The sequence below is a fragment of the Brucella ciceri genome, assembly GCF_041930145.1.
Taxonomy (GTDB): domain Bacteria; phylum Pseudomonadota; class Alphaproteobacteria; order Rhizobiales; family Rhizobiaceae; genus Brucella; species Brucella intermedia.
On sequence record NZ_JBHEEV010000009.1, the window covers coordinates 97,721 to 119,826 of the forward strand.

The window sequence follows — 22,106 nt, forward strand, 5'->3', positions numbered from 1 at the left end:
TACTGCCCTACTGCCCTACTGCCCTACTGCCCTACTGCCCTAACTACACATTGAGCAGCAGAAACTCCCGTTCCCACGGGCTGATGACTTCCATGAAGGTTTCGAATTCGGCGCGCTTGATGGCGGCATAGGTGGTCATGAAGGAACTGCCGAACAGATTGCGCAGTTCCGCGTCTTCCTCGAACAGTTCCACCGCGTCGATAAGGCCGCGCGGCAGGTCGATTTCCTTGGTGTTGACGCTCGTGGTCGCAGGCTGTTCCGCCTCGATCTTGTTCACAAGGCCGATCAGGCCGCAGGCGAGGGACGCAGCAAGGGCAAGGTAGGGGTTGGCGTCGGAGGAGGGGATGCGGTTTTCCACGCGCCGTCCATTGGGGTCGGAGCGCGGAACGCGGAAAGCGGTGGTGCGGTTGTCATAGCCCCATTTGACATTGACCGGTGCCGAAGCGTCCGGCGTCAGACGGCGGTAGGAATTCACATAGGGCGCGAACATGACGAGCGCGTTCGGCACATGGCGCTGCATGCCGCCGATGAAATGGCGGAAAGCCTCGCTTTCGCTGCCATCCTCATTGGTGAAGATGTTGCGCCCGGTCTTCTTGTCCACGATGGACTGGTGGATATGCATCGCCGATCCCGGCTGACCCTGAATGGGCTTGGCCATGAAGGTGGCATACATATCGTGTTTCAGCGCCGCCTCGCGGATGGTGCGCTTGAACATGAACACCTGATCGGCCAGTTCCACCGGGTCGCCATGGCGCAGGTTGATTTCAAGCTGGCCTGCGCCTTCCTCGTGGATCAGCGTGTCGATCTCCAGCCCCTGACCTTCGGAGAAATGATAGATATCGTCGATCAGTTCGTCGAATTCGTTGACGCCCGCGATCGAATAGCCCTGACCACCGCCAATGGCGCGGCCCGAACGGCCGACGGGCGGCGTCAGCGGATAATCGGGATCGGGGTTCTTGCGAACCAGATAGAACTCGATTTCCGGCGCCACGACGGGCTTCAATCCGCGCTTGTTATAGGCGGCAACCACATTGCGCAGAACGTTGCGCGGGGTGAATTCCACCGCGCGCCCATCCTGATAGACCAGATCGCAGATGACCTGCGCCGTCGGATCGGACTCCCACGGCACAGCCGAAAGGGTCGAAAGATCCGGCATCAGCTTGAGGTCGCCGTCATCTTCCGGATAGTGGAAGCCGTAGCCGTCTTCCGGGTAATCGCCGGAAATCGTCGTCATGAAGACGGCGGAGGGCAATGCCAGCGAGGTATTGGAGGTGAATTTCTTCGACGGCATCATCTTGCCGCGGGCAACCCCCGCCTGATCGGGGGTAATGCATTCGATGTCTTCGATGTCGCGCCAGGCGAGCCATTCGGTTGCCTGCTTCCAGTTCTTCACACCGCGAAGAGATTTGACATAGGCAGGCGTACGGCGACGCGGCGCGCGCGTAACCTTCTTTTCCGTCGTATCAGCAGACATCCATCACCAGAAAATGATTTCGATATCGGCATGATAGCCGTGACAGGCCGCAATGACAAATGGGTTGGCCAAGCTTTTGTGTGCGCCGTCGCAGAAAGCGCACACAAAAGAAAATCCATGTGTCAGAGGCCGAAATGGCCCTTCAGCGCGGGCACGTTCGCCACCAGCTGGTCGATCAATTGCGGGTCATGGTCACGCACATAGTTGATTACCTGTCCGCCTGCTTCGGTGATCTGGTCGCTGGAAAGGCCGCTGGAGCGAAGCGTGGCCGCAGCTTTCAGAAGCGCGCTCATCTTTTCGCCCGCCACATTATCCATCAGGCCCGACAACGCACCCATGATGCCGCCGGCGCTGTTGGCGAGCACGTCGTGGGCGCTGGCGAGCTGCTGCGCATCCGGCAGGAGCGCGAAAATCTTGTTGCCGATTTCAGGTGCGCTGTGCTGCAGCACGGAAAACACCGAGCCGGCGAGCTTTTCGGCAAGCTGCGGATCGATGTTGATCTTGGTGGCGATGCTGTCGATGAGAGATTGGAGAGACATGAAAATTCCGTATTCCTTGCCCCCGCAAGGGGCGGTTCAAACCGCGGTTGGAGGCAAGGCGCAACGGCATCCGCCCCAACCATCTACAGGCGACCCGAAAACAGAAACCGGGCCGGGATGCAGGGACCATCAATGAGGCACCGGCGTCAATGCATGGGACGCCGCTTTGTCGGGGTTCGGTGAATTTTTGGTCAAGATTCAGATTGCGGCATTGGCGGTCGCCACTGCGTCCCGATTGCCCGAGGCAAAAAAAAGCCCCGACTGGCAGGACCAGCCGGGGAGGTCAGTTGAGGAAATCCGACCATAAAGCGAGTGGTATATCAAGTCCGTTTCATCGAATTTTACGGACAACCGCGCGTTTGGACATTGTGTCGCTGCCAAAACCCAGATGGGTGAGCATGGCGGCGACGGCGATGGTTGAGAGCGCCATCATTTCTCGTGGGTGACGATGACGGGAATGAGGAAGTCTCCCCAGTTGCCGTCGCCGTTCCCGTGCTGCCGAAGGCACACGAAGTGAAGGAACATGGCGGCGATGGCGATGGTCAAAGCATCATGATTGCTGGTTGGTGACGATGACCGGGATCAAGAGATCGCCCCAGTTGCCGTCGCCGCTCCCGTGCTGCCGAAGGCACACGAAATAAAGGAACGTGGCGGCGACGGCGATGGTCGAGAGCGCCATCATTTCTCGTGGGTGACGATGACGGGGATGAGCAAGTCTCCCCAGTTGCCGTCGCCGCCATGATGACGGGCCGAGCGGACCAGTTCCACGGAAACGCCTGCCTCGACCGCCTTCATGACGGTGTAGTTGAGGCGATGCAGATCGTTGGCGAGCATACGGATAACGGTCTGCTGATCCGTGGTCATGCTTGAAGATTGTTCTTCTGCTCTTTCCTTGACGCGTGCTGGCGAATTCATGGAACTGTTCCTCCTGTTTGTCGCCGGGCTGTTATTCAGCAGCCGGTCTGAACTGTGCTGTTTCAGTCGATTCCTTCATGGCGGTGGTCGAAGACTGGCCGCCGGTGATTGCAAGCGACACGGCATCGAAATAGCCGGTGCCGACTTCACGCTGGTGCTTGGTCGCGGTGTAGCCGTTGGCTTCGGCTGCAAATTCCGCTTCTTGCAGTTCGGAATAGGCTGCCATCTGCCGGTCCTTGTAACCGCGTGCCAGTTCGAACATGCCGAAGTTGAGCTGGTGGAAACCGGCCAGGGTGATGAACTGGAACTTGTAGCCCATCGCGCCCAGCTCGCGCTGGAACTTGGCAATCGTGGCGTCGTCGAGGTTCTTCTTCCAGTTGAACGACGGCGAACAGTTATAGGCGAGCTTCTTGCCCGGATGCGCCTTGTGCACGGCTTCCGCGAAACGGCGGGCCTGTTCGAGATCGGGCTTGGATGTTTCCATCCAGATCAGATCGCAATAGGGCGCATAGGCAATCGCACGGGCGATGCATGGCTCGATGCCGTTCTTCACCTGATAGAAGCCTTCCGCCGTGCGGCCCGCATCGTAGTCGACGAATGGCTGGTCGCGCTCATCGATATCGGAGGTCAAAAGCTTGGCGGCTTCCGCATCCGTGCGGGCGATGACAAGCGTTGCCGTTCCCATCACGTCTGCCGCAAGGCGCGCCGCGTTGAGGTTGCGGATATGCGCTGCCGTCGGGATCAGGACCTTGCCGCCAAGATGGCCGCACTTCTTTTCCGAAGCGAGCTGGTCTTCATAATGCACGCCTGCCGCACCTGCTTCGATGAAGGCCTTCATGATTTCAAAAGCATTCAGCGGACCGCCGAAGCCTGCTTCCGCATCGGCAACGATGGGCGCGAACCAGGTGTCGACCGAAAGTCCCTTGCCTTCGGCGGTTTCGATCTGGTCGGCGCGCTGCAAGGTCTTGTTGATGCGCTTGGCCAGTTCAGGGGCGGCATTTGCCGGATAGAGCGACTGGTCGGGATACATGGCCGAAGCCGTGTTGGCGTCCGCTGCAACCTGCCAGCCGGAGAGGTAGATTGCCTTCAGCCCGGCGCGAACCATCTGCATGGCCTGATTGCCGGAAAGCGCGCCGAGCGCGTTGACGAAATCTTCCTCGTGAATCAGCTTCCAGAGACGGTTGGCGCCCATTTCAGCCAGCGAATACTTGATCTCCACCGAACCGCGCAGCCTTTTTACGTCCTCGGCCGTATGCGCACGCTGGATGCCGTCGAAGCGACCCTTGGGCGCCGAAGGAATAAGGCTGTAAAAATCTGTCATTTCGGTGTCTCCTCACACTTTGAATTGGTTCGGGAAGAGCAATTTTCCTGCGCTCTTTCTGTGACCAGATTTACAATTGTGTTTGGGTTGCCGCCAGAAAAACCAACAAAATTGCCGCATAATTGAGGTAATGCTGTCGGTGTTTTGACTGGCAAGCCATGTAAATTTGTAAATATTGTCAAAACCGATCATTACGTCTATCTTGTAATGAATTGTAAAGATCGGGAGGGTCGAGTTGAGCGAGCGCAAGATATTTGCCGGGCCGCGCATCAGGCGCATCCGTAATGAACGCGGTTTGACCCAGACGGCGATGGCTGAGGCGCTCGGCATTTCGCCGTCTTATCTGAACCTGATCGAGCGCAACCAGCGCCCGCTGACGGTGCAGCTTCTTTTAAAGCTTGCCAGCGTCTACAAGCTCGACCTCGACAGTCTCCAGGCAGAAAGCGGCTCCACGATCACGGGCCTTAAGGAAGTGTTTTCTGATCCGCTTTTGACCGGCGAACTGCCGGGCGATCAGGAACTGGTGGAGATCGGCGAGGCGGCGCCCAATGCCGCCGTCGGCATCATGAAGCTTTACCGCGCCTATCGCGAGCAGCAGCAGCGCCTGTCCGACCTTTCGCAATTGCTGTCGCATGAGGGGAGCGGGGCGGAACTTTCCGCCACACGTCTGCCGCTCGATGAAGTGCGCGATGTGATGGCGCGGCGGGTCAATCATTATCCGCGCATCGAGGAGGAGGCAGAGAGTTTCTACACCCTTCTTAAACCGGACGGCGATTTATCGAGCGCCCTGAAGGATTGGCTGCGCCGCGAGCACGGCATTACGGTTCGCACGCTGCCGGTTGCCACAATGCCGAACTGGCGCAGGCGTTATGACCGGCATTCGCAGCGGCTTTTCATTTCCGAGCGCCTGTCGCCCTTCGATCAGTTGCAGGAAATCGCCATGGAGGCTGCACTTGTCCGCATGCAGGTGGTGATTGGCGCTGAAACGGAAGGCTTGAAGCTGTCATCGGGCGAGGCGAAGCGCATCGCGCGGTTCGAGCTGGCGCGTTATGCGGCGCAGGCCTTGATGATGCCCTACCGCCAGTTTCGCGATGCAGCCGTGCGGGCGCGCTATGATGTTGACGTGCTGCGCACGCGCTTCGGGGTCTCGTTCCAGCAGGCGGCAAACCGGCTGACCAGTTTGCAGCGGCAGGGGGCAAGTGCGTTGCCCTTCTTCGTCATGGAGATCGACCATGCGGGCAACCGCCTGCGCGTTGCGGGTGCGGAAGGTTTTCCGACCCGCTTCGGCGGGCAATGTCCCAAGCTGCCGGTCTATGCGGCTTTCGCCCAGGCAGGCCAGGTACTGGTCGAACCGGTGGAACTGCCGGACGGCTCGGCCTTTCTGACAATTGCCCGCACGCTGGAAGGGCCGCAGGGCGCGTTCAGCGAGCGTCCGCGCCGCACTGCGTTGCTGCTTGGTTGTGCGCTGGAAGCTGGCGCCGACACGGTCTACGGCGCATCGCTTTCAAAGGCCGGCAATACGGAGATCGGCCCTGCCTGTCGTCTGTGCGAAAGACAGGGCTGCATCACCCGCGCCGAGCCGCCGCTGACCCGACCGCTCGGGCTGGACGAGATGGTGGCGGGGCTTTCTGCCTTCGACTTCCAGTAGGGCGCGATATTTCGGCTTTGCTGGCCTGCAAATGGCGTGGCTTTTCGCTTTCGGTGCTCACCTACCCCAAATTACGCTCCGCTCCGGTTCTCAAGCCCCACCATTTTCGACTCCGCACAGCCCAAATCTCCTTGCCCTACGGTTGGGGCGGGGGGCTGCGATGCAATTTTTATGTTCGTCCTGTCACGACCCTGTTGACGAACGCGGCGCAATCTAAAAAAGTGCAATAAAGAAACCGTATATCCACCTTGAACCTGCACCGGAATTTATTGTGCAGATTGGAGCAAATGATGGGGATTAAATCCTTCCTTCTGGCAACGACCGTCGTGACGGGCCTTGTCGCAGCTGCCACATTTTCCGCGAGCGCACAGGAGCGGGTGGTCAATATCTATAACTGGTCGGATTATATCGACGACACCATCCTCAAGGACTTCACCAAGGAAACCGGGATCAAGGTCGTCTACGACGTTTACGACTCCAACGAAATTCTGGAAACGAAGCTTCTGGCAGGCGGTAGCGGCTATGACCTCGTGGTGCCGTCGGGCGAATTCCTTGGCCGCCAGATTCCGGCAGGCGTGTTCCTGAAGCTCGACAAGGACAAGCTGCCGAACCTCAAGAACATGTGGGACGAAATTTCGACCCGCGCGGCAACCTACGATCCGGGCAACGAATATTCCGTGAACTACATGTGGGGCACGACCGGCATCGGCTACAACAAGGCCAAGATCAAGGAAGCGCTCGGCACCGACACCATCGATTCATGGGCCGTTCTTTTCGATCCGGAACAGTCGGCCAAGTTGAAGGATTGCGGCATCTACCTGCTCGATTCCGCCAGCGAAATGCTGCGCCCGGCATTGAACTATCTGGGTCTCGACCCGAATTCCCCGTCGCCTGACGACTTGCAGAAGGCGCAGGATCTCTATCTGAAGATCCGCCCGAACATTCGCAAGTTCCACTCGTCCGAATATATCAACGCGCTGGCCAATGGCGATATCTGCATGGCCGTCGGCTATTCGGGTGATATCTTCCAGGCCCGCGACCGTGCCGAAAAGGCAAAGCAGGGCGTCGAGATCGGCTATTCGATCCCGAAGGAAGGCGCGCTGATGTGGTTCGACCAGATGGCGATCCCGGCAGACGCCAAGCATGTGCCGGAAGCGCTTGAATTCATGAACTACATGATGCGCCCGGAAGTGGCCGCCAAGGCTTCGAACTATGTGTTCTATGCCAATGGCAACAAGGCTTCGCAGGAGTTCATCGAAAAGGAAATCCTTGACGATCCGGAAATCTATCCGACCGAGGATGTCATGAAGAAACTCTTCGTGCCGACGCCTTACGACACCAAGACCCAGCGCGTGGTGACACGCGCCTGGACCAAGATCGTCACAGGCCAGTAATACCTGCCGAGGGCAGGCCCGGTAAAATCGTGAAGAGCGGCTCGCTGTTTATCAGGGGGCCGCTTTCAATCTTGTAACAGCATATTCATGCAGGTTCCGGCAGGCTTATAGGGGAACGGAATGGAATCTTTTGGCAGTTTTCGCCGCAAGTTTGCGCCTTGGAACGACCCTGCGGCCAAGCCCTTCATTTCTTTTGAAAATGTGACGAAGATTTTCGGCGACTTCACCGCCGTCGATGATCTGTCGCTCAATGTTTTCAATCGCGAGTTCTTTGCGCTGCTTGGCGCTTCGGGCTGCGGCAAGACCACGCTGATGCGCATGCTGGCGGGCTTCGAGGAGCCGACATCGGGCCGCATCACGCTGGACGGCCAGGACATGCGCGGCATCCCGCCCTACAAGCGCCCGGTCAACATGATGTTCCAGTCCTATGCGCTGTTCCCCCACATGACGGTCGAGAAGAATATCGCCTTCGGCCTGAAACAGGACGGCATGGCGAAATCGGAAATCGATGCGCGCGTGGCCGAAATGCTGAAGCTCGTGAAGCTTGAGCAATATGGCAAGCGCAAGCCGCATCAGCTTTCCGGCGGCCAGCGCCAGCGCGTGGCGCTCGCCCGCTCTGTCGCCAAGCGCCCGAAGGTGCTGCTGCTGGACGAACCGCTTGGCGCGCTGGACAAGAAGCTGCGCGAGCAGACCCAGTTCGAGCTGATGGATCTGCAGGTCAAGCTCGGCATGACCTTCATGGTCGTCACCCACGATCAGGAAGAGGCGATGACCATGGCCGACCGCATCGCGGTCATGGACAAGGGGCGCATCAAGCAGGTGGCGACGCCTGCGGAAGTCTATGAAGCGCCGCGCTCCAAATTCGTGGCCGACTTCATCGGCAATGTGAACATCATTGAAGGTGAGGTGGTGAAAGCCACCAATGGCGAGGCTGAGATCGCCACGGAAAAATTCGGCTTTCATATCCAGACGGAAACCCGCGAAGAACTCGATCCGGGCCAGAAGGTCTGGTATGCGGTGCGTCCCGAAAAGACGCGGATCACGCGCGAAAAGCCGGACGATGCTTCGATAAACGCGGTGGAAGGCGAGCTTTGGGATATCGCCTATTTCGGCGACATGACGGTGTTCCATGTGCGGCTGGACAATGGCCGCACGATCAAGGCCGCAAGCCTCAACGCCGTGCGCAGGACCGAAAATCCGCTGACCTATGACGAGCGCGTCTGGGTTTCCTTCGATACCGACGCCGGTCTGGTGCTCACAGCGTGAGGATTGCCCCATGCAGAAGCTGATTGCTTCCATTGCCAGCCGTCTCGTCATCGCGGTGCCTTATCTCTGGCTGCTGGTATTCTTCCTCGTCCCGTTCTTCATCGTCTTCAAGATTTCGCTGTCGCAGGTCGCGATGTCGATTCCGCCTTATGTTCCAACCTTTGGGATCGCTGAAGGGCTTGCCGCGAACTGGGCGAAGATCAAACAGCTCTCCTTCGACAATTATCTCTGGCTGCTCGACGATCCGCTCTATTACAAGGCCTATCTGTCGAGTGTCCGCATCGCGGCGATTTCAACCTTCCTGACTTTGCTGGTGGCCTATCCGATGGCCTACGGCATTGCGCGTGCGCCGACGACGATCCGCCCGACGCTTTTGATGATGGTGATCCTGCCGTTCTGGACATCGTTTCTGATCCGCGTCTATGCGTGGATCGGCATTTTGAAGCCGGAAGGACTGCTCAACCAGTTTCTGATGTGGCTGAATATTATCGATGCGCCGCTGACTATTCTGAATACGGATACGGCGGTCTTTATCGGTATCGTCTATTCCTATCTGCCTTTCATGGTGCTCCCGATCTATTCGTCGCTGGAAAAGATGGACTATTCGCTGATCGAAGCGGCGCAGGATCTGGGCTGCACACCATTTTCCGCCTTCTGGAAAACTACCTTCCCGCTGTCGCTTGCGGGTGTGCTGGCTGGCTGCTTCCTAGTGTTCATTCCTGCCATCGGCGAATTTGTGATCCCGGACGTGCTGGGCGGTTCGGAAACGCTCATGATCGGCAAGACGATCTGGAACGAATTCTTCTCCAACCGTGACTGGGCCGTGGCCTCTGCGGTGGCCGTTGTCCTTCTGGTCATCCTGATCATTCCGATCGTCATATTCCAGCAAGTTCAGGCACGTGCGCAGGAAAAGGGGAAATAGACCATGAATAGCAATTGGTCACGTTTCAATATTGCGTCAGTCGTGCTCGGCTTTGCATTCCTGTATCTGCCGATCGTTATCCTTGTGATCTTTTCGTTTAATGAATCGCAATTGGTGACTGTCTGGGCCGGCTTTTCCACCAAATGGTATCGGGGGCTTCTGGATAATGAATCGCTGATGGCGGCAGCATGGATAACGCTGCGCATCGCGTTTCTTTCAGCGACCGTGGCAACCGTGCTCGGCACGCTCGCCGCGCTGGCGCTGACGCGCTATACGCGTTTTCGAGGACGCATCCTGTTTTCGGGCATGGTCTATGCCCCGCTTGTCATGCCGGACGTCATCACCGGCCTTTCGCTGCTCCTGTTGTTCGTGGCGATGAATTTCGACCGCGGCTTCTGGACGATTGTTCTGGCCCATATCACCTTTGCCATGTGTTTCGTGGCAGTCGTCGTGCAGTCGCGCCTGGTGAGCTTTGACCGCTCGCTGGAGGAAGCGGCGATGGACCTCGGCGCACCGCCGGTCACGACTTTCATGAAGGTAACGTTACCGGTGATCCTTCCTGCCGTGGTTTCCGGCTGGATGCTGGCTTTCACGCTTTCGCTCGACGATCTGGTGATTGCAAGCTTCGCCTCCGGCCCGAGCGCAAGCACCTTGCCGATGAAAATCTACAGCCAGATGCGGCGGGGTGTAACACCGGAAATCAACGCGATCTGTACGATCCTGATCGCGCTGGTCACCACCGGCGTCATCGTCGCATCCATCGTCAACAAGCGCCGCGAAGTGCAGCGCCGCCGCGATGAGCAGGCGGCATTCCGCCTCGGGTAATGGTGGCTGCCTGCTGGCCGTTTCCGGTCAGTAGGCAAACCGCGCCGCGAGAAGTTTGCCCCGAGCCATTGTCGGCAACTCGATATAGCGGTGCATCAGCGTAGCGACGCCCACGCTCAGGACAAGATAGGCCGGCAGCAGCGCAATCAGCGCGACATGCCCGTAAAACACATGCACGAGCGCAAAAAGCACAGTCGCATGGACGAGATAGAGGCTGTAGGAAATGCGGCCCAGAAATTGCGGCAGGGGCAGGAGCAGGAAGCGGCGCAACGTGTCGCTGGAAACCGCAAGCAACATGACCCACACCAGCCCTGTGATCGTCGCCCAGTCCGTCAGGTCTCCGAGCCAGCTTTTGAGCATGGGCGGCCCGGCTCCATAGGTGACGAGTATCAGAGCCAGGATATTGATCGCGATCGCCATCCGGTTTGATAGCCGCCGGTAGAAGCTTTGAATGGCAGGCAGGTTCTGCGCCATCAGGCTGCCCAGCAGGAAGAAGCTGGCAAAATGCACGGTTATCCACCAGCCGCCCGTATAGGGATCGGATCGAAGGCCATTTGCGAGAATGGAAAGCCCGAAAGCAACCACAATGGCCGTTGTTGGCCGTAATGCGATGGTGAGGGCGAAGAGCAGCGGAAATATGATGGATATCCGCATCTCGTAAACCAGAGACCAGAAAGCCGTGTTCACTTCGCCATTGGGATAGGCGCCGATGAACAGCAGATGCTGCGCGATCGTTTGCGGCGTCACCGGTGTGGTCCATGTGAGGTTGAACCAGTTGCTGAGCTGCGGGATCGGCCCGTTCAGAAACAGGGCGCCGACAAGCGCGAGCGAAAGCGCAACGAGATAGGGCAGATATATGCGGCAGGTGCGTCGGATAAGATAGGCTGGATAAGATGGCGCATGGTTCATGAAAGGCAGCGTGAGAACGAAGCCGCTCAACAGGAAGAAGAGCAGGACTGCTTCATGAGCGGCAAAAAAGAACCGCAGCGGGGATCGAAGCAGAATGAAAAAGTATGGCCCCATGGCATCATAGGGCCAGATGTTCACGAAATGCCGCATCAGGACGACGGTCGCTGCCAGTCCGCGCAACGCATCAAGTTCGGGATAGCGTCCCGGCTGGGTATGTATCGGCACGAGCGCGATCCCCTGCTTTAGTGAGGGAACCGACTTTGCGGGCCATGGGTCCTTCGGTCAATTCGGGCCTTCGGATGGCCCGCATCACCGAAAGACGTAAGCGCGCCCCGCATGCAGGAACCGGATTATTGCCCCATTCCCGGCGAGGACGGTGAGATGAAGGGCCTGTCCCACGAGCCGCCGACAAAGAAATTGAGCGGCGGCTTTGCGGGCGGGGCTTCGGCAGGCGGCTGGCTGTTCTGGCCGTCGGTGCCGCCTTCCTGTTGCTGTTGTTGCGGCTGGCCGTTGGGGAAGACGACCTCGCCGCTCAGCGCCAGGCTGCGATCCACGAAAGGCACGATGCCTGCCAGTGTCAGCGTCCCGTCGGATGTGTCGAGGCGCGCATTTTCCAGCGTCGCCACCCCGTCGGAAAGATTGGCCTTCACATCCAGACGATTGAAGGCAAGTGCAACATTCTCCTTGCGTTCAAGCGCGAAAAAACGCTGGCTTTGCGCCTTGGAGAGAAAATCCTGCACGGCAAAGCCCTGCATCTGGCCATTGTTGAGCTGGATGGAAACATTGCCCTGCGCATTGGTCAAAAGGCCGGACCAGCGATTGGCCGGGCCTTTCATGAACAGGGAAACATTTCCCTTGCCGCTCACGAAAGGCTTCTCGAAGCCCATTGCGGTGAAGAACTGCGAGCTGTCGATATCCGAAGCGTTGAAGCGCAATTCGCCGCTCGCGCTTTTCAGGTCGCGCACGATCTGGACATTGGCCTGCATGATGCCGTTGAAGGCCTTGGCGTCGCCGATATCGAAGATGGCACGGCCACCACGTATCTGCACGGCAGCGGCCACGCCCGTCATGTTGACCGGCCCCGCCGTGGCGTTCTGAGCCGAAAGACGAAGGTCGACCTCCGCGCGGTCGATGAAGCTTGTGTCGACCAGCTCCCGGTCGGCATTGTCGCGCTCGCTCGGCGAACGCGCGGCGCTGTCGGGAAGCGGAATGAAGGCCGAAAACAGGCGGCGAAGGTCCAGCTTGTCGAAGGCCAGGGTGCCGGTCACCGCCGGTTGTGCCTGCTCCAGACCGATTTCGATCACGCCCTTGGCCGGGCTGTCGTTGGCGGTCATTTCCACGTCAGCAAATTTGAGCCGTTTCGGTGTCGCGGTGATGGTGGATTCCAGCGAAAACGCGCCGATCTCCGCACTGCCCGCCATAGGCGGCAGGCTAAGCCAGCGCACCGCGCCGCTGAGCGAGGGCGTTTTTGCCGTCAGCGCGCCTTCGAAAAAACGATCCTTGGAAATATTTGCCTTGCCCTGAAAGGTGAGGCTCAACGGATTGGCGGTGAGGCTCGCGGTCACATCCGATGTGCCGCCTGCCAGCAGCGGCAGTGCCTGCGCGGCGGTCAGGCTGAACTGTGAAGTCTCGTCACGCCATTTGGCGCTGCCCTTCAGCGTCGCGGCGCTGGATGTGCGCGGCCATTCCAATGTTGCGCTGACATTGGTGATCTGCTCGTCGCTGGTGATTTCCGGCTCGCTGCCCGGCCGGTTGAAGGCAATCGTCCCGTCGCGAACCACGACGCGGCCAAAGGGCTGCGAGGCCTGCTGCGCGGCCAGCGCATTGTCGCCGGAACCGCTTTGCTGCAATGCGCGCTGCGCGCGGATAGCGGTGCCAAGGCGCCCGTTGGAATTGGCGATGGCGTCAAGGAGTTGCGAGAAATTCGAAACCGGCCCGTCGAGGTTTACATGTGGGCGGACGATCTGCGTTTCGGAAAACGAGATATGCCCCATGATGGCATCGAGCGGCGAAAGCTCGACATCGATGCGATCCGCGCTCATGAGCGGCTTCTGGCCCTGATCGGTGAGCTTGCTGAGCGTCACGCCGTTCAGGGAGGCGCGCAAAACAGGGAAAACCTTCAGGCGGGGCGCCTGCTTGAGTTCGACGCTGTAACCAGTCCAGGCACTGATTTCCTGAGCAACGCGGATACGGATGGCATCGGTGGAAACGATGAAAGGCACCACAGCCAGCAAGGTTGCTGCAGCCGCGGCGCAGAGAATGACGAGCGCAATTATGAGGCGCGTAAATCGGGGCCAGCGCATCAACCATCCAATCAGTGAAACAAGGTTACGGTGTAAACTAGAGTATTTTTCAGTCAAATGGAAAGATGGAATGCTGCATAAATGCGGCGAAAACAAAGAGATAGAGCGCGCCCTGATTTGTTTCGCCAGGTGAAGCAGGCGGGAAATGTCAGTTGGTTAATCAATTGCTGCGCGGAAATTAACCCTGATTTTACAGAGGCTACCAAGGCGTAAACCCGAAACGGGGAATTTAAGCCCTTGTTAACCGGCTTCACGCGATAAGGAAGGCAACACCTGAGTGATGATCGAGCTGCCGTTTCCGGTGCTCCGTTGCGAATTGCTTTTGTGTCCTTTTGTCTCTGAGATTCCGATAGCGCCGGTTCGTCCGGCGCTTTTTTTTGCCCGCGCAAGGGCTGAGGAGGCTCAGTCCGCCAGAACGCGGGTCGGCGGGAAGGCGATCTCGACCACCGTTCCATGTCCCGGAGTGGAATCGATGGCAAATTGCGCCCGATTTGCTTCCACCATGGCTTTTGTCAGCGGCAGGCCCAGGCCGGTGCCTTCGTTGCGCCAGTCCTTGGCGCTTTCAGCCTTGCGCCGCTCCAGCGCGTTGACCTGCCGGAAAGGCTTCAGTGCCTGTTCCACCTCGGATTTGGTCATGCCGATGCCGGTATCGCGCACCCGCATCACCACATCGCCGTTCAATTCGTAGCTTGTCGACACGATCACCTGACCGCCCGGCGCGGTGAAGCGCACCGCGTTGGACAGAAGGTTCAGCGCGACCTGCTTGATCGAACGCGTATCGGCAACGATGTCGGGCAGGTTGGACTGGAAGCTGGAGCGGATGATGACGCGCTCGCGATTGGCCTGCGGCTGCATCAGCGCGATGGCTTCGGCGATGGCATCGTTGAGCGACACCGCTTCAAACTGCATGTCGAGAGCGCCGGCTTCGATCTTCGAGATATCGAGCAGGTCATTGACCAGCGCCAGCACATGGTTGCCGGAACGATTGATGTCGCGCAGATAATCCCGATAGCGGTCATTGCCGATAGGGCCGAACTTCTCGTCGGCCATCAGTTCGGAAAAGCCGATGATCGCGTTAAGCGGCGTGCGGATTTCGTGGCTGATGCGTGCCAGAAACTCCGTCTTCTGGCTTGAGGCGCGCTCCGCCTCCTTGCGTGCATTGGTCAGTTCTTCCTCGGTGCGCTTCCATTGCGTGATGTCACGCAGCACGGCACAGAACCCACGCGTATGCGGCAGCTTGCCGATGGTCATGAACAGCGGAATAAACCCGCCCTTGGCTTCGCGGCCAATCACCTCGCGTCCGTCATTGAGGACGCTCAGAACTCCGTTGCCGGAAAGACCGTGCAGATAGTCCATCGCAGCGCGCTGGCTTTCAATGGCGAACAGCATCGAGAAGAACTTGCCTTCCGTCTCCTCGCGGTCATAGCCGAACAGGGCCGAGGCCGAATGGTTCATGGAGCGGATGCGGCCTTCCGGGTCGATGAGGACAACGCCGTCGGTTGCCGTGTCGAGAATGGTCTTCAGTTCCTCGACATGATCGGCCAGCGCTTGCTTTTCTTCATCCTTGTCCATCGCCACCGGCGTTTCAACCGGAGCGGCAGCGGTTTCGACCGGCGCGGGTGCTGCGGGGGCTGCTACCGGCATCAGGCTCAGCATGAGTGCGCGGCCGTCGCGCCAGGCAATGGCATTGAGGTGCGCATCGACAGGCTCTTCACTGCCATCGGCGCGGCGCAGCACCATGCCCTGCCGCGTTTCGCCATCGTCGCTTTCGCTGTTGAACAGCACATCAACGCCACCCGCGCCGCGAATATCGTCGAGCGATTCATAACCGGTCAAATCGAGCAGGGCCTGATTGACGTAGTGGATCGTATCGCCCGAATGGATGATGACCGGCACAGGCAGATTGGCCAGCAGGGCAGTTTCATCGCCGTGCGCCGGGCTGGGGATGTGCAGTGCCGCTTCTTCAACGGCGACCGGCTGCGGGCTGCCCGCAACAGCCTCTTCCGACAGCGCGCCCGCCTCGCTGGTCGACCGCGAACTGGCGAGACCCTGCTTGCGCAGTCGGTCGGCGATTTCGCGGAAAGCGTTGCGTTCAGTTTTGGTGAGACCGCCTTCGGGGCGCTCTTCACGCTCCCGTTCCTTCAGGATGCGCGCCTGATCCGCCGCCACTTTTTCCTGAGCGCAGGCGTTCAGCAGGCTGATGACTTTGTCGGATTCGCGACGGCCGGGCGTCGGCGCAATATCGAGCGGCGGCTTGGGCAACGTGGCGACAGGCCTGTCGTCGTTGGCGACTTCTTCGCTCAACGCCAGAATGTCGTCGTCTTCTACAGGCGTCACCGTTTCCACGGTCTCGCTGACGGGCTTGCGCGTTTGCGGAATTCCGCCTGCAAGCACCAGACCGATTTTTTCAGGGTCCTTTTCCGCATCTGCCGGACGGACCACGCCGAAGCCGCGAAAGCCGGTGAACTCCCGATCACGGGAATAGACGGGCAGGGCGGCAAGCTCCACCGGCACACGCAGATCCGTGCCTTCCACCGGCCACATCAGGCGTTTTCCCGACCATGTATCGCGCTTGTCGAGCAGGGCGGCAATGCTGCCATCCGGATCGAAGCCGAAGACATTGGCGACATCGGCAAAGCGGCGTCCGACGACATCGGCTGCATTCGGCCCGATCGTCGCCGCAAGATCCGGAGACACTTCGGTGAATGCGCCATCCGGTCCAACCTTCCAGATGAAGCGCGCGGGAGGTGCATCCTGATCGAACACGAAATTCCGGGGCTTCGGCTGATCGGCTGAAGCTTGTTCGACCATATCGACGTTCGCGCTCTCGGCAGGCTCGGGGAGCATCTCTTCGAGTATCTCCTCGGCCTCGCCGGGCAGCGCAACGGGCGCTGCCTGCACGACGTCCGGCGCATCGCCGATAATGCAGAGGAGATGCATGGGGCGCGTATCGGTCAGCCGCGCAATCGCTCCCGGTACGGAATGTCTTCCAGCGCGGATGCGGCGCTTGACGATGCGGTCAGCCGCGTCTGCGGCTTCGATGACGAGGTCTTCCAGCGTGGCGGAAGAAATTTCAAGCGCGGCAAAACGCGGGCTCGCTGCAATCACGCGGCTGTTTGCGTCGATCAGGGCCACATGGGTGGTTTCATCGCTCAGACCGGAAATGATGGCTTCGGCCTTGGTGTTTTCGCCATTGGCCGTCAGCAGCAGGCCGGACACGCCATCGGGAAGTGCGATATGCGAAACGTTGAAACGGGTCAGGTCGGAACGCAGGCCACCGCCGAGGCGAATGGAAATGGTCCGGGTCTCACCCTCCGCATTGCTGTTGGACGAAGCAATCTGCCGGCGCGTGGCAATGGGCAGGTCAAGGCTTCCGCCGATCATGTCTTCCACGCGATCAAAGCCGAAAAGCTTTGCGCCGGGACCATTGACCCAGAGCACTGCCGACAGGTCGTGCGTCAGCACGAGCTGCGCATCGCCCTTTGCAAAGCCCTCGCGGATAGAATCCAGCGCGGCAATATCGATGAAGGGGTATGATCCTGACATACCAGTCCTTACCTGTTCTTTCGACCGCCCGCAGTGCTTGTTAACGCCCTGTTAATAAGCCTCTTATGGGCGCGGGTCCACATTGCCATTGGATAAGGGCCGCATTTTCTATTTCATTAGTTAATACGGGAAAGGTAATTTTACAGGCCCAGGCCAATAACCCGGTTGTGCACAGCCGGTCATCTGGAATGGTTACCAGCCCGTGACCTTTATCAGCCGGATTTGATATAGAATCCCGCAATTGGGAATTTCTCAAAAAATAGAGCTATAATCACTTGCAATATGGATCGATTCTCCGTATGTGACCCCCTGTCGGCGACGCCAGAGCGTCACGCAGCCGACACAAAGGTACGCGGTCGTAGCTCAGTTGGTTAGAGCGCAGGATTGTGGCTCCTGAGGTCGTTGGTTCAACTCCAACCGACCGTACCATTACTTTCAGCCATTCAATAAAAATTGTGTAGCAATATCAACCGCTTAGGCGGATTTTTTATTGTTGGTTCGATCTTAAACGTACCGTTTTGTGATACAGACTGTGCTACAAAATGCGATACAAAGTGTGCCATTGCGTGTTATTATTCCTTCATGGCTGGCTATCGCATTAAATCAGACCCTCATCGTTATTTGAAAGATCGCGACGGCGTTTATCAGTACGTTCGCCGTGTTCCCAAGTCTGTGGCAGACAAGGATAGTCGCGCTCCTATCGTCCGCATAAGTCTAAAAACCACCGATCTCGCTCGGGCGATGACGAAGCGCAACGAGTACGAATCTGCTGACGATGCACTTTGGTCAATGCTAAATGCTGGAGCGGATGGCGATAAGGCTCGCGCACTATATGATGCCGCAATCAAGCGAGCCGACGCTATCGGCATTTCATATGTGCCAGCCGATCGGCTGCTCTCGTTTACAGATGAGGCGCTAGCGGCCCGACTAAACCTCGTAACTGGCAATCCGGAGGAAGATGCGGCCGCAGTGGGTGCGGCAAGCATCCCGTCAGTGTCTGTGACGCAAGCCCTGAAAATCTATTTTGATGAGATCACTCCCGACGAATTGACGGGTAAGAGCGAAATTCAGAAAAAGCGTTGGCGTGCGCATAAGCAGCGGGCGATCGATCATTTTGTGAAGATTGTCTCGGATAAAGCAATCGCTGATATAACCCGCGAGGACGCGCAGAAATTCTACAAGGTTTGGCTACAAATGATAACGAAGCCAGCCAAAGGCAAGCAGCCGATATCCGCCAGCATGGGTAATCGCATGATGGGTGGTATGCGCGTGCTATTTGCCGAATACTTCAAGCACATGGGCGATAGGGATCGGCCAAACCCTTTCCGCGATCTTAGTTTTGCGGAGAAAGTTGAAAAGTCGCGGCCGCCTGTCCCAACGGATATCATCAAAGGGAAGTTCCTGACCTATGGCCCTCTCGTCAGCTTAAACGAAGAGGCTCGCGGAATCGTCCTCGCGATGATTGAAACAGGATGCAGGCCAAGCGAGCTTTGTAATATTACGGCCGAGCACATATTTCTTGCCGACAAGGTTCCGCATATCCTGATTGCGCCTCGAAAAGACGCTGCAGATCCGCGTGAGATTAAAACCGCTTCGTCTGTTCGCAAGCTGCCGTTGGTCGGCATAGCGCATGAGGTTTTTAAGAAACATCGGAATGGCTTCCCTCGTTACAAAAACAAGGAAGACACGCTATCCGCGACGCTGAATAAGTATTTCAAGGACAATGAGCTTTTTCCGAAGGGTGCCGGCTATACCGTCTATTCGCTTCGCCACTCATTCGAGGATCGCATGAAAGAGGCGGGCCTGGACGATGAACTGCGCCGAATGTTGATGGGGCATACAGTTGACCGCCCACGATATGGTACGGGCGGTTCTTTGGAATGGCGAAAAGAGCAAATGGAAAAGTTCAAGCTGCCGTTCGACGTAGCCGTGATTTAATACGATCGCGAATATTATCGTTTGCAGTCAGACTGCGCTGCATGCCTTCCACGCGCTCATAAAGTGGCAGGAGATTCTGCTCTGTTTCCGGAAAGCAGGCAATCACACCGGCTATGGCGTCCAACCATCGTTCGGTGTCAGCAAAGGTGTATGACGCCATTACTTGCTGCTTTCTGCCGGGCCGGCACGGCTTGCCTTATCTGCGGCTTCCTGCGCCTCTCGAACCGATTTTGAAACATCCTCGTCAGATGCGATGCCGCCCTCGTAGCTGCCTTGCGCACGCTCTCCGATGTGAATGTGCGGAATCTGCTGGTAGGCGAGGAATATGGCTACGAGTGCCGCGATGACGATAAATACTCGCTTGTAGTCTCGCGCTGACATCCTCACTCCCTTTCCCGCAGTGCGGTGCGGTGGCTTTCCGTGCTATCACCTTCGCATTCTCTATACGCTTTCTGCGCCGCCTTCACGGCGTGTTCACCCACCACCATCACACCGCCCTCCGCTGCCGGCGGCGGTTGTCATTGGCTGGATTGCGACGCTGGCCTGGAGCGCCATAGCGGAACCGAACGCCAGTAATGCGCGCCAGTTCGAAAGCGGTGTTGCGCAGCGTCTCAGCCTCGGAGTGATAGCCAAGCGCGCGTACGGCCTTTGAGATCGATAGGACTTGCGCAGCAGTCGTGCCTTGTAGCTGGAACTCAGCGGCAGTCAGGATGGGTGCCATAGCGGCGTGCGTGATGGATCTGGACATGGGGTCTCCTCGTGTTTGATGGGTGGGTGCAAAAAGCGGTGGCGCCAGTTGCGCAAATGCCGTCATTCTTGGAGGTTCGGGGGCTTAAGCGCCCCGTCGCTATCTTTCGTGCCTCATGCGGATAACCCCAATCCAACGCCGCATACGGCCACAACAAATCCAATGACGACGGTCATCTCGACCGCTTCGCGGGCGGCATAACGCAGCCACGGCTGTGGGCGGGCGTGCTTCTTGGCGCGATAGTCAGGGCGGCGCATAGGCTCGACATTACCGGCCTTTGGTGCGTCGGTTTCCGTTTCGAACTCGTCGTCGGCAAGTATTTCCAGGAGCGCGCGGTTCATGCTGCTGCCCTCCGGTTTGTTGCGGCCCGCTCCGCCGCCGGTACGTTGTCGTTCGCGGCTACTGGCTCGAGGCGATAAAACCCGTGATTGCCCGCGCCCGGATGGTTCATCGGGATGGTCCAGCCAAACGAGGGCAGGAGCTTGCGGAGGCGACTGATTTGCACTCGCACAACGTTTTGGGCGCCATCAGGACCGCCGTTCGGATCGAAAGCATAGACGTTGTCGACGAGGTCGTTGATGTAAATGCGGCGCGGATAAATCGCTGCCAGCGCGTCGACGATGTTTTTCTGTCCGCGTGGGAGAGGCGCACCTTCGAGCTCGGTGGTGGGGTTCCGCTCCATTTAAGCGGCCTCCGCCAGCACTACCGGCGTGCAGCAAGCTACGGCGCCGCTCGTCTGGAAAACTTCGAACGTCTCGCCGGGACACAGAGCAGCAAGGCGCGTCGCCTCGGCTAAGGCTTGCTCAAACGAGCCGTGCTCGTATGGCATGGTGGTGAAGACTCCAACCCGGCCAGTCTTTTTGCCGCGGCGGAATACAAAGAATCCGCCGCCGATGATTTCATTCGGGCGAGGCTTGGGGCTTCTTCTTCTCGGTGCTGTTACGGTCATGTGGGTTTCTCCTCGTGTTTTTTGGTGGGTGGTCAGCAGATCAAGCTGGTGAGGCTGTCTTCGTGCTGTTCACGAGGAGATGTATCGCATCAAAACATGATGTAGTCAATGATAAAATGATAAAACGATAATTGAAATGATATTATCGCTGTGAGAATACGACCTTATGGACGCTTATCACCTGGTCGCGATCGAAAAAGACTTCTCGAGGCGGGTTATATTGATAAAGGACCAGTCGGCTCGGTTGCCACCCTACGAATTCCTTTATGTATCCATAAGGTTCATGCCCGTCCTCGTCCGCATGCAACTGAACAACGACGTCATCACCACGGCGAGGTTTGACGTGCGGATGCAGCCAAATGGTTTCACCGGATTTATACCGTGGGAACATGGATTCGCCGTCGACATACACAGAATACGCTTCTTTTACTCCAGCAAGCATTGGCGGACGTACCTCCCAGCCTAGAATCTCGCCGTTAAACTCATACCTACCGTCATCGCCACCTACTGCGCGCCCACGAACTGGAACGTCACGCTCGCCCCCAATATGTTCACTTGAAATCGCTATTTGAGGGGTAGGGCGACTCACGAGTGGCTTCACAGCGGCCGTAAGTCGTTCTGTTTTGCCGGACTGCACGACAGAATTAGCCATTAGACGCGCGAATAACAGTCGTTCGATACCGAGAGAATCGGCAACGGATTCCCAATTCCGGATGCTAGACGCATCGCCGTTTTCCCATTGGGAGACCGTATTTTGGTTCACGCCGACGCGCTCGCCGAGCTCCGCCTGACTCCATTTAAGAGCCTTGCGACGTTGACGTATGAGTGCCCCTAATCCTAGGTCTGACGCGTGATTATCTATCATTCCACACAAATATCATTTTAATCACTGAAAATAAAATCGTTATAGTGTTGACATTAAAACGATAAAACGATATACCAATCTCATCAACCGGCCCAAAGAAGACCGGAGCACAGAAAAGGAGAATGAGTTGCACAAAGAGAAGCCGGAGCTTCCGCGACCGGACAGATAGTACCAACCCAAGGCTGACCGACCAGAAAACACGAGGAGAATGACGATGGACACCAGACCAGCAGACAATGACAACCGCCCGCCGTAGGACAATAGGGACGCTGCTAGCCTGAGATGGCTAGTGGCGCGCGACGCATGCTTATTAGCAGGCGTCGGTGGGGATTGAGCTGGTTTGTAATGCCAGCCTAGAAATCGAAGGCCAGTTGTCCCGGCCACGACCGCCAATGAGCACACACATGCTCAAGACGGCCAAATCGCAGACGCACATAAGCACGAACTGCGACCAACTTAGGTTTCAGCATAAGCCAATACCTCCACGCTCTGACGGTTAAAGCCGCCTCTCAGCGAACGCAGTAACGCGCCGCTTGCCCTACAT

Annotated in this window: 20 protein-coding genes and 1 tRNA gene; 7 read left to right on the forward strand and 14 right to left on the reverse strand. The window is 57.9% G+C overall.

The window, feature by feature from the left end:
• Nucleotides 1-43: 43 nt before the first annotated feature.
• The 5 genes from JNC63_RS17285 to aceA all read right to left on the reverse strand — a co-directional run bounded on the left by JNC63_RS17285 (nt 44) and on the right by aceA (nt 4,249).
• Nucleotides 44-1,474, reverse strand: coding sequence for a glutamine synthetase family protein (locus JNC63_RS17285; RefSeq protein WP_006469280.1), 1,431 nt, complete (start codon nt 1,472-1,474; stop codon nt 44-46).
• Between the two features lie 122 nt (nt 1,475-1,596).
• Complete coding sequence (locus JNC63_RS17290) at nt 1,597-2,013, reverse strand: DUF2267 domain-containing protein (protein WP_021587386.1); 417 nt, start codon at nt 2,011-2,013, stop codon at nt 1,597-1,599.
• Between the two features lie 550 nt (nt 2,014-2,563).
• Complete coding sequence (locus JNC63_RS17295; RefSeq protein WP_273784435.1) at nt 2,564-2,692, reverse strand: hypothetical protein; 129 nt, start codon at nt 2,690-2,692, stop codon at nt 2,564-2,566.
• Nucleotides 2,692-2,928: an SMc00767 family acetate metabolism repressor gene (locus JNC63_RS17300; RefSeq protein ID WP_006473055.1), complete on the reverse strand. Its 237-nt coding sequence runs from the start codon at nt 2,926-2,928 to the stop codon at nt 2,692-2,694. Before JNC63_RS17300 ends, JNC63_RS17295 begins: the two co-directional genes overlap by 1 nt.
• Nucleotides 2,929-2,959: 31 nt before the next feature.
• Nucleotides 2,960-4,249 (reverse strand): isocitrate lyase, encoded by a 1,290-nt coding sequence (gene aceA / locus JNC63_RS17305; protein ID WP_063882798.1) that lies wholly within the window; start codon nt 4,247-4,249, stop codon nt 2,960-2,962.
• Nucleotides 4,250-4,484: 235 nt separating this feature from the next.
• Between aceA and JNC63_RS17310 the strand changes: the two genes are divergently transcribed.
• The 5 genes from JNC63_RS17310 (at nt 4,485) to JNC63_RS17330 (ending at nt 10,304) form a co-directional block, all read left to right on the forward strand.
• Nucleotides 4,485-5,897 carry a helix-turn-helix domain-containing protein gene (locus JNC63_RS17310; protein ID WP_063620263.1) on the forward strand — a complete coding sequence of 471 codons (1,413 nt, stop codon included), beginning with the start codon at nt 4,485-4,487 and terminating at the stop codon, nt 5,895-5,897.
• 290 nt (nt 5,898-6,187) lie between these two features.
• Complete coding sequence (locus JNC63_RS17315) at nt 6,188-7,291, forward strand: polyamine ABC transporter substrate-binding protein (protein WP_063620262.1); 1,104 nt, start codon at nt 6,188-6,190, stop codon at nt 7,289-7,291.
• 120 nt (nt 7,292-7,411) lie between these two features.
• Nucleotides 7,412-8,557 carry an ABC transporter ATP-binding protein gene (locus tag JNC63_RS17320; RefSeq protein WP_063620261.1) on the forward strand — a complete coding sequence of 382 codons (1,146 nt, stop codon included), beginning with the start codon at nt 7,412-7,414 and terminating at the stop codon, nt 8,555-8,557.
• Between the two features lie 10 nt (nt 8,558-8,567).
• Complete coding sequence (locus JNC63_RS17325; protein WP_063620260.1) at nt 8,568-9,479, forward strand: ABC transporter permease subunit; 912 nt, start codon at nt 8,568-8,570, stop codon at nt 9,477-9,479.
• A gap of 3 nt (nt 9,480-9,482) precedes the next feature.
• The gene (locus JNC63_RS17330) at nt 9,483-10,304 is read left to right on the forward strand and encodes an ABC transporter permease (protein ID WP_025091033.1); all 822 of its coding nucleotides are present in this window, start codon (nt 9,483-9,485) and stop codon (nt 10,302-10,304) included.
• 27 nt (nt 10,305-10,331) lie between these two features.
• Here JNC63_RS17330 and JNC63_RS17335 read toward each other — a convergent pair whose 3' ends face one another.
• The 3 genes from JNC63_RS17335 to pdhS form a co-directional block, all read right to left on the reverse strand.
• Entirely contained in the window at nt 10,332-11,438 is a 1,107-nt protein-coding gene (locus JNC63_RS17335) for an acyltransferase family protein (protein WP_063620259.1), read from the reverse strand.
• A gap of 125 nt (nt 11,439-11,563) precedes the next feature.
• Nucleotides 11,564-13,516: an AsmA family protein gene (locus tag JNC63_RS17340; RefSeq protein WP_063620258.1), complete on the reverse strand. Its 1,953-nt coding sequence runs from the start codon at nt 13,514-13,516 to the stop codon at nt 11,564-11,566.
• 402 nt (nt 13,517-13,918) lie between these two features.
• Nucleotides 13,919-17,062 carry a cell-division control histidine kinase PdhS gene (gene pdhS, locus JNC63_RS17345; protein WP_063620257.1) on the reverse strand — a complete coding sequence of 1,048 codons (3,144 nt, stop codon included), beginning with the start codon at nt 17,060-17,062 and terminating at the stop codon, nt 13,919-13,921.
• 352 nt (nt 17,063-17,414) lie between these two features.
• On the opposite strand from pdhS, the gene JNC63_RS17350 reads away from it, so the two are divergent.
• Nucleotides 17,415-17,491: transfer RNA gene (locus tag JNC63_RS17350), tRNA-His, on the forward strand.
• A gap of 153 nt (nt 17,492-17,644) precedes the next feature.
• Nucleotides 17,645-19,000 carry a tyrosine-type recombinase/integrase gene (locus tag JNC63_RS17355; RefSeq protein WP_374846550.1) on the forward strand — a complete coding sequence of 452 codons (1,356 nt, stop codon included), beginning with the start codon at nt 17,645-17,647 and terminating at the stop codon, nt 18,998-19,000.
• Nucleotides 19,001-19,159: 159 nt separating this feature from the next.
• Here JNC63_RS17355 and JNC63_RS17360 read toward each other — a convergent pair whose 3' ends face one another.
• The 6 genes from JNC63_RS17360 to JNC63_RS17385 form a co-directional block, all read right to left on the reverse strand.
• Nucleotides 19,160-19,381, reverse strand: a complete 222-nt coding sequence (locus JNC63_RS17360; protein ID WP_063882803.1) for a hypothetical protein — start codon at nt 19,379-19,381, stop codon at nt 19,160-19,162.
• A 106-nt stretch (nt 19,382-19,487) separates the two neighbouring features.
• The gene (locus JNC63_RS17365; RefSeq protein ID WP_176055794.1) at nt 19,488-19,748 is read right to left on the reverse strand and encodes a hypothetical protein; all 261 of its coding nucleotides are present in this window, start codon (nt 19,746-19,748) and stop codon (nt 19,488-19,490) included.
• A gap of 113 nt (nt 19,749-19,861) precedes the next feature.
• Entirely contained in the window at nt 19,862-20,089 is a 228-nt protein-coding gene (locus JNC63_RS17370; RefSeq protein WP_285669393.1) for a hypothetical protein, read from the reverse strand.
• Nucleotides 20,086-20,430 (reverse strand): helix-turn-helix domain-containing protein, encoded by a 345-nt coding sequence (locus tag JNC63_RS17375; protein WP_374846551.1) that lies wholly within the window; start codon nt 20,428-20,430, stop codon nt 20,086-20,088. The genes JNC63_RS17370 and JNC63_RS17375 overlap by 4 nt, the downstream gene beginning before the upstream one ends.
• Nucleotides 20,431-20,697, reverse strand: coding sequence for a hypothetical protein (locus JNC63_RS17380; RefSeq protein WP_063620252.1), 267 nt, complete (start codon nt 20,695-20,697; stop codon nt 20,431-20,433).
• 142 nt (nt 20,698-20,839) lie between these two features.
• Nucleotides 20,840-21,562 (reverse strand): XRE family transcriptional regulator, encoded by a 723-nt coding sequence (locus tag JNC63_RS17385; protein ID WP_374846553.1) that lies wholly within the window; start codon nt 21,560-21,562, stop codon nt 20,840-20,842.
• Between the last annotated feature and the right edge of the window lie 544 nt (nt 21,563-22,106).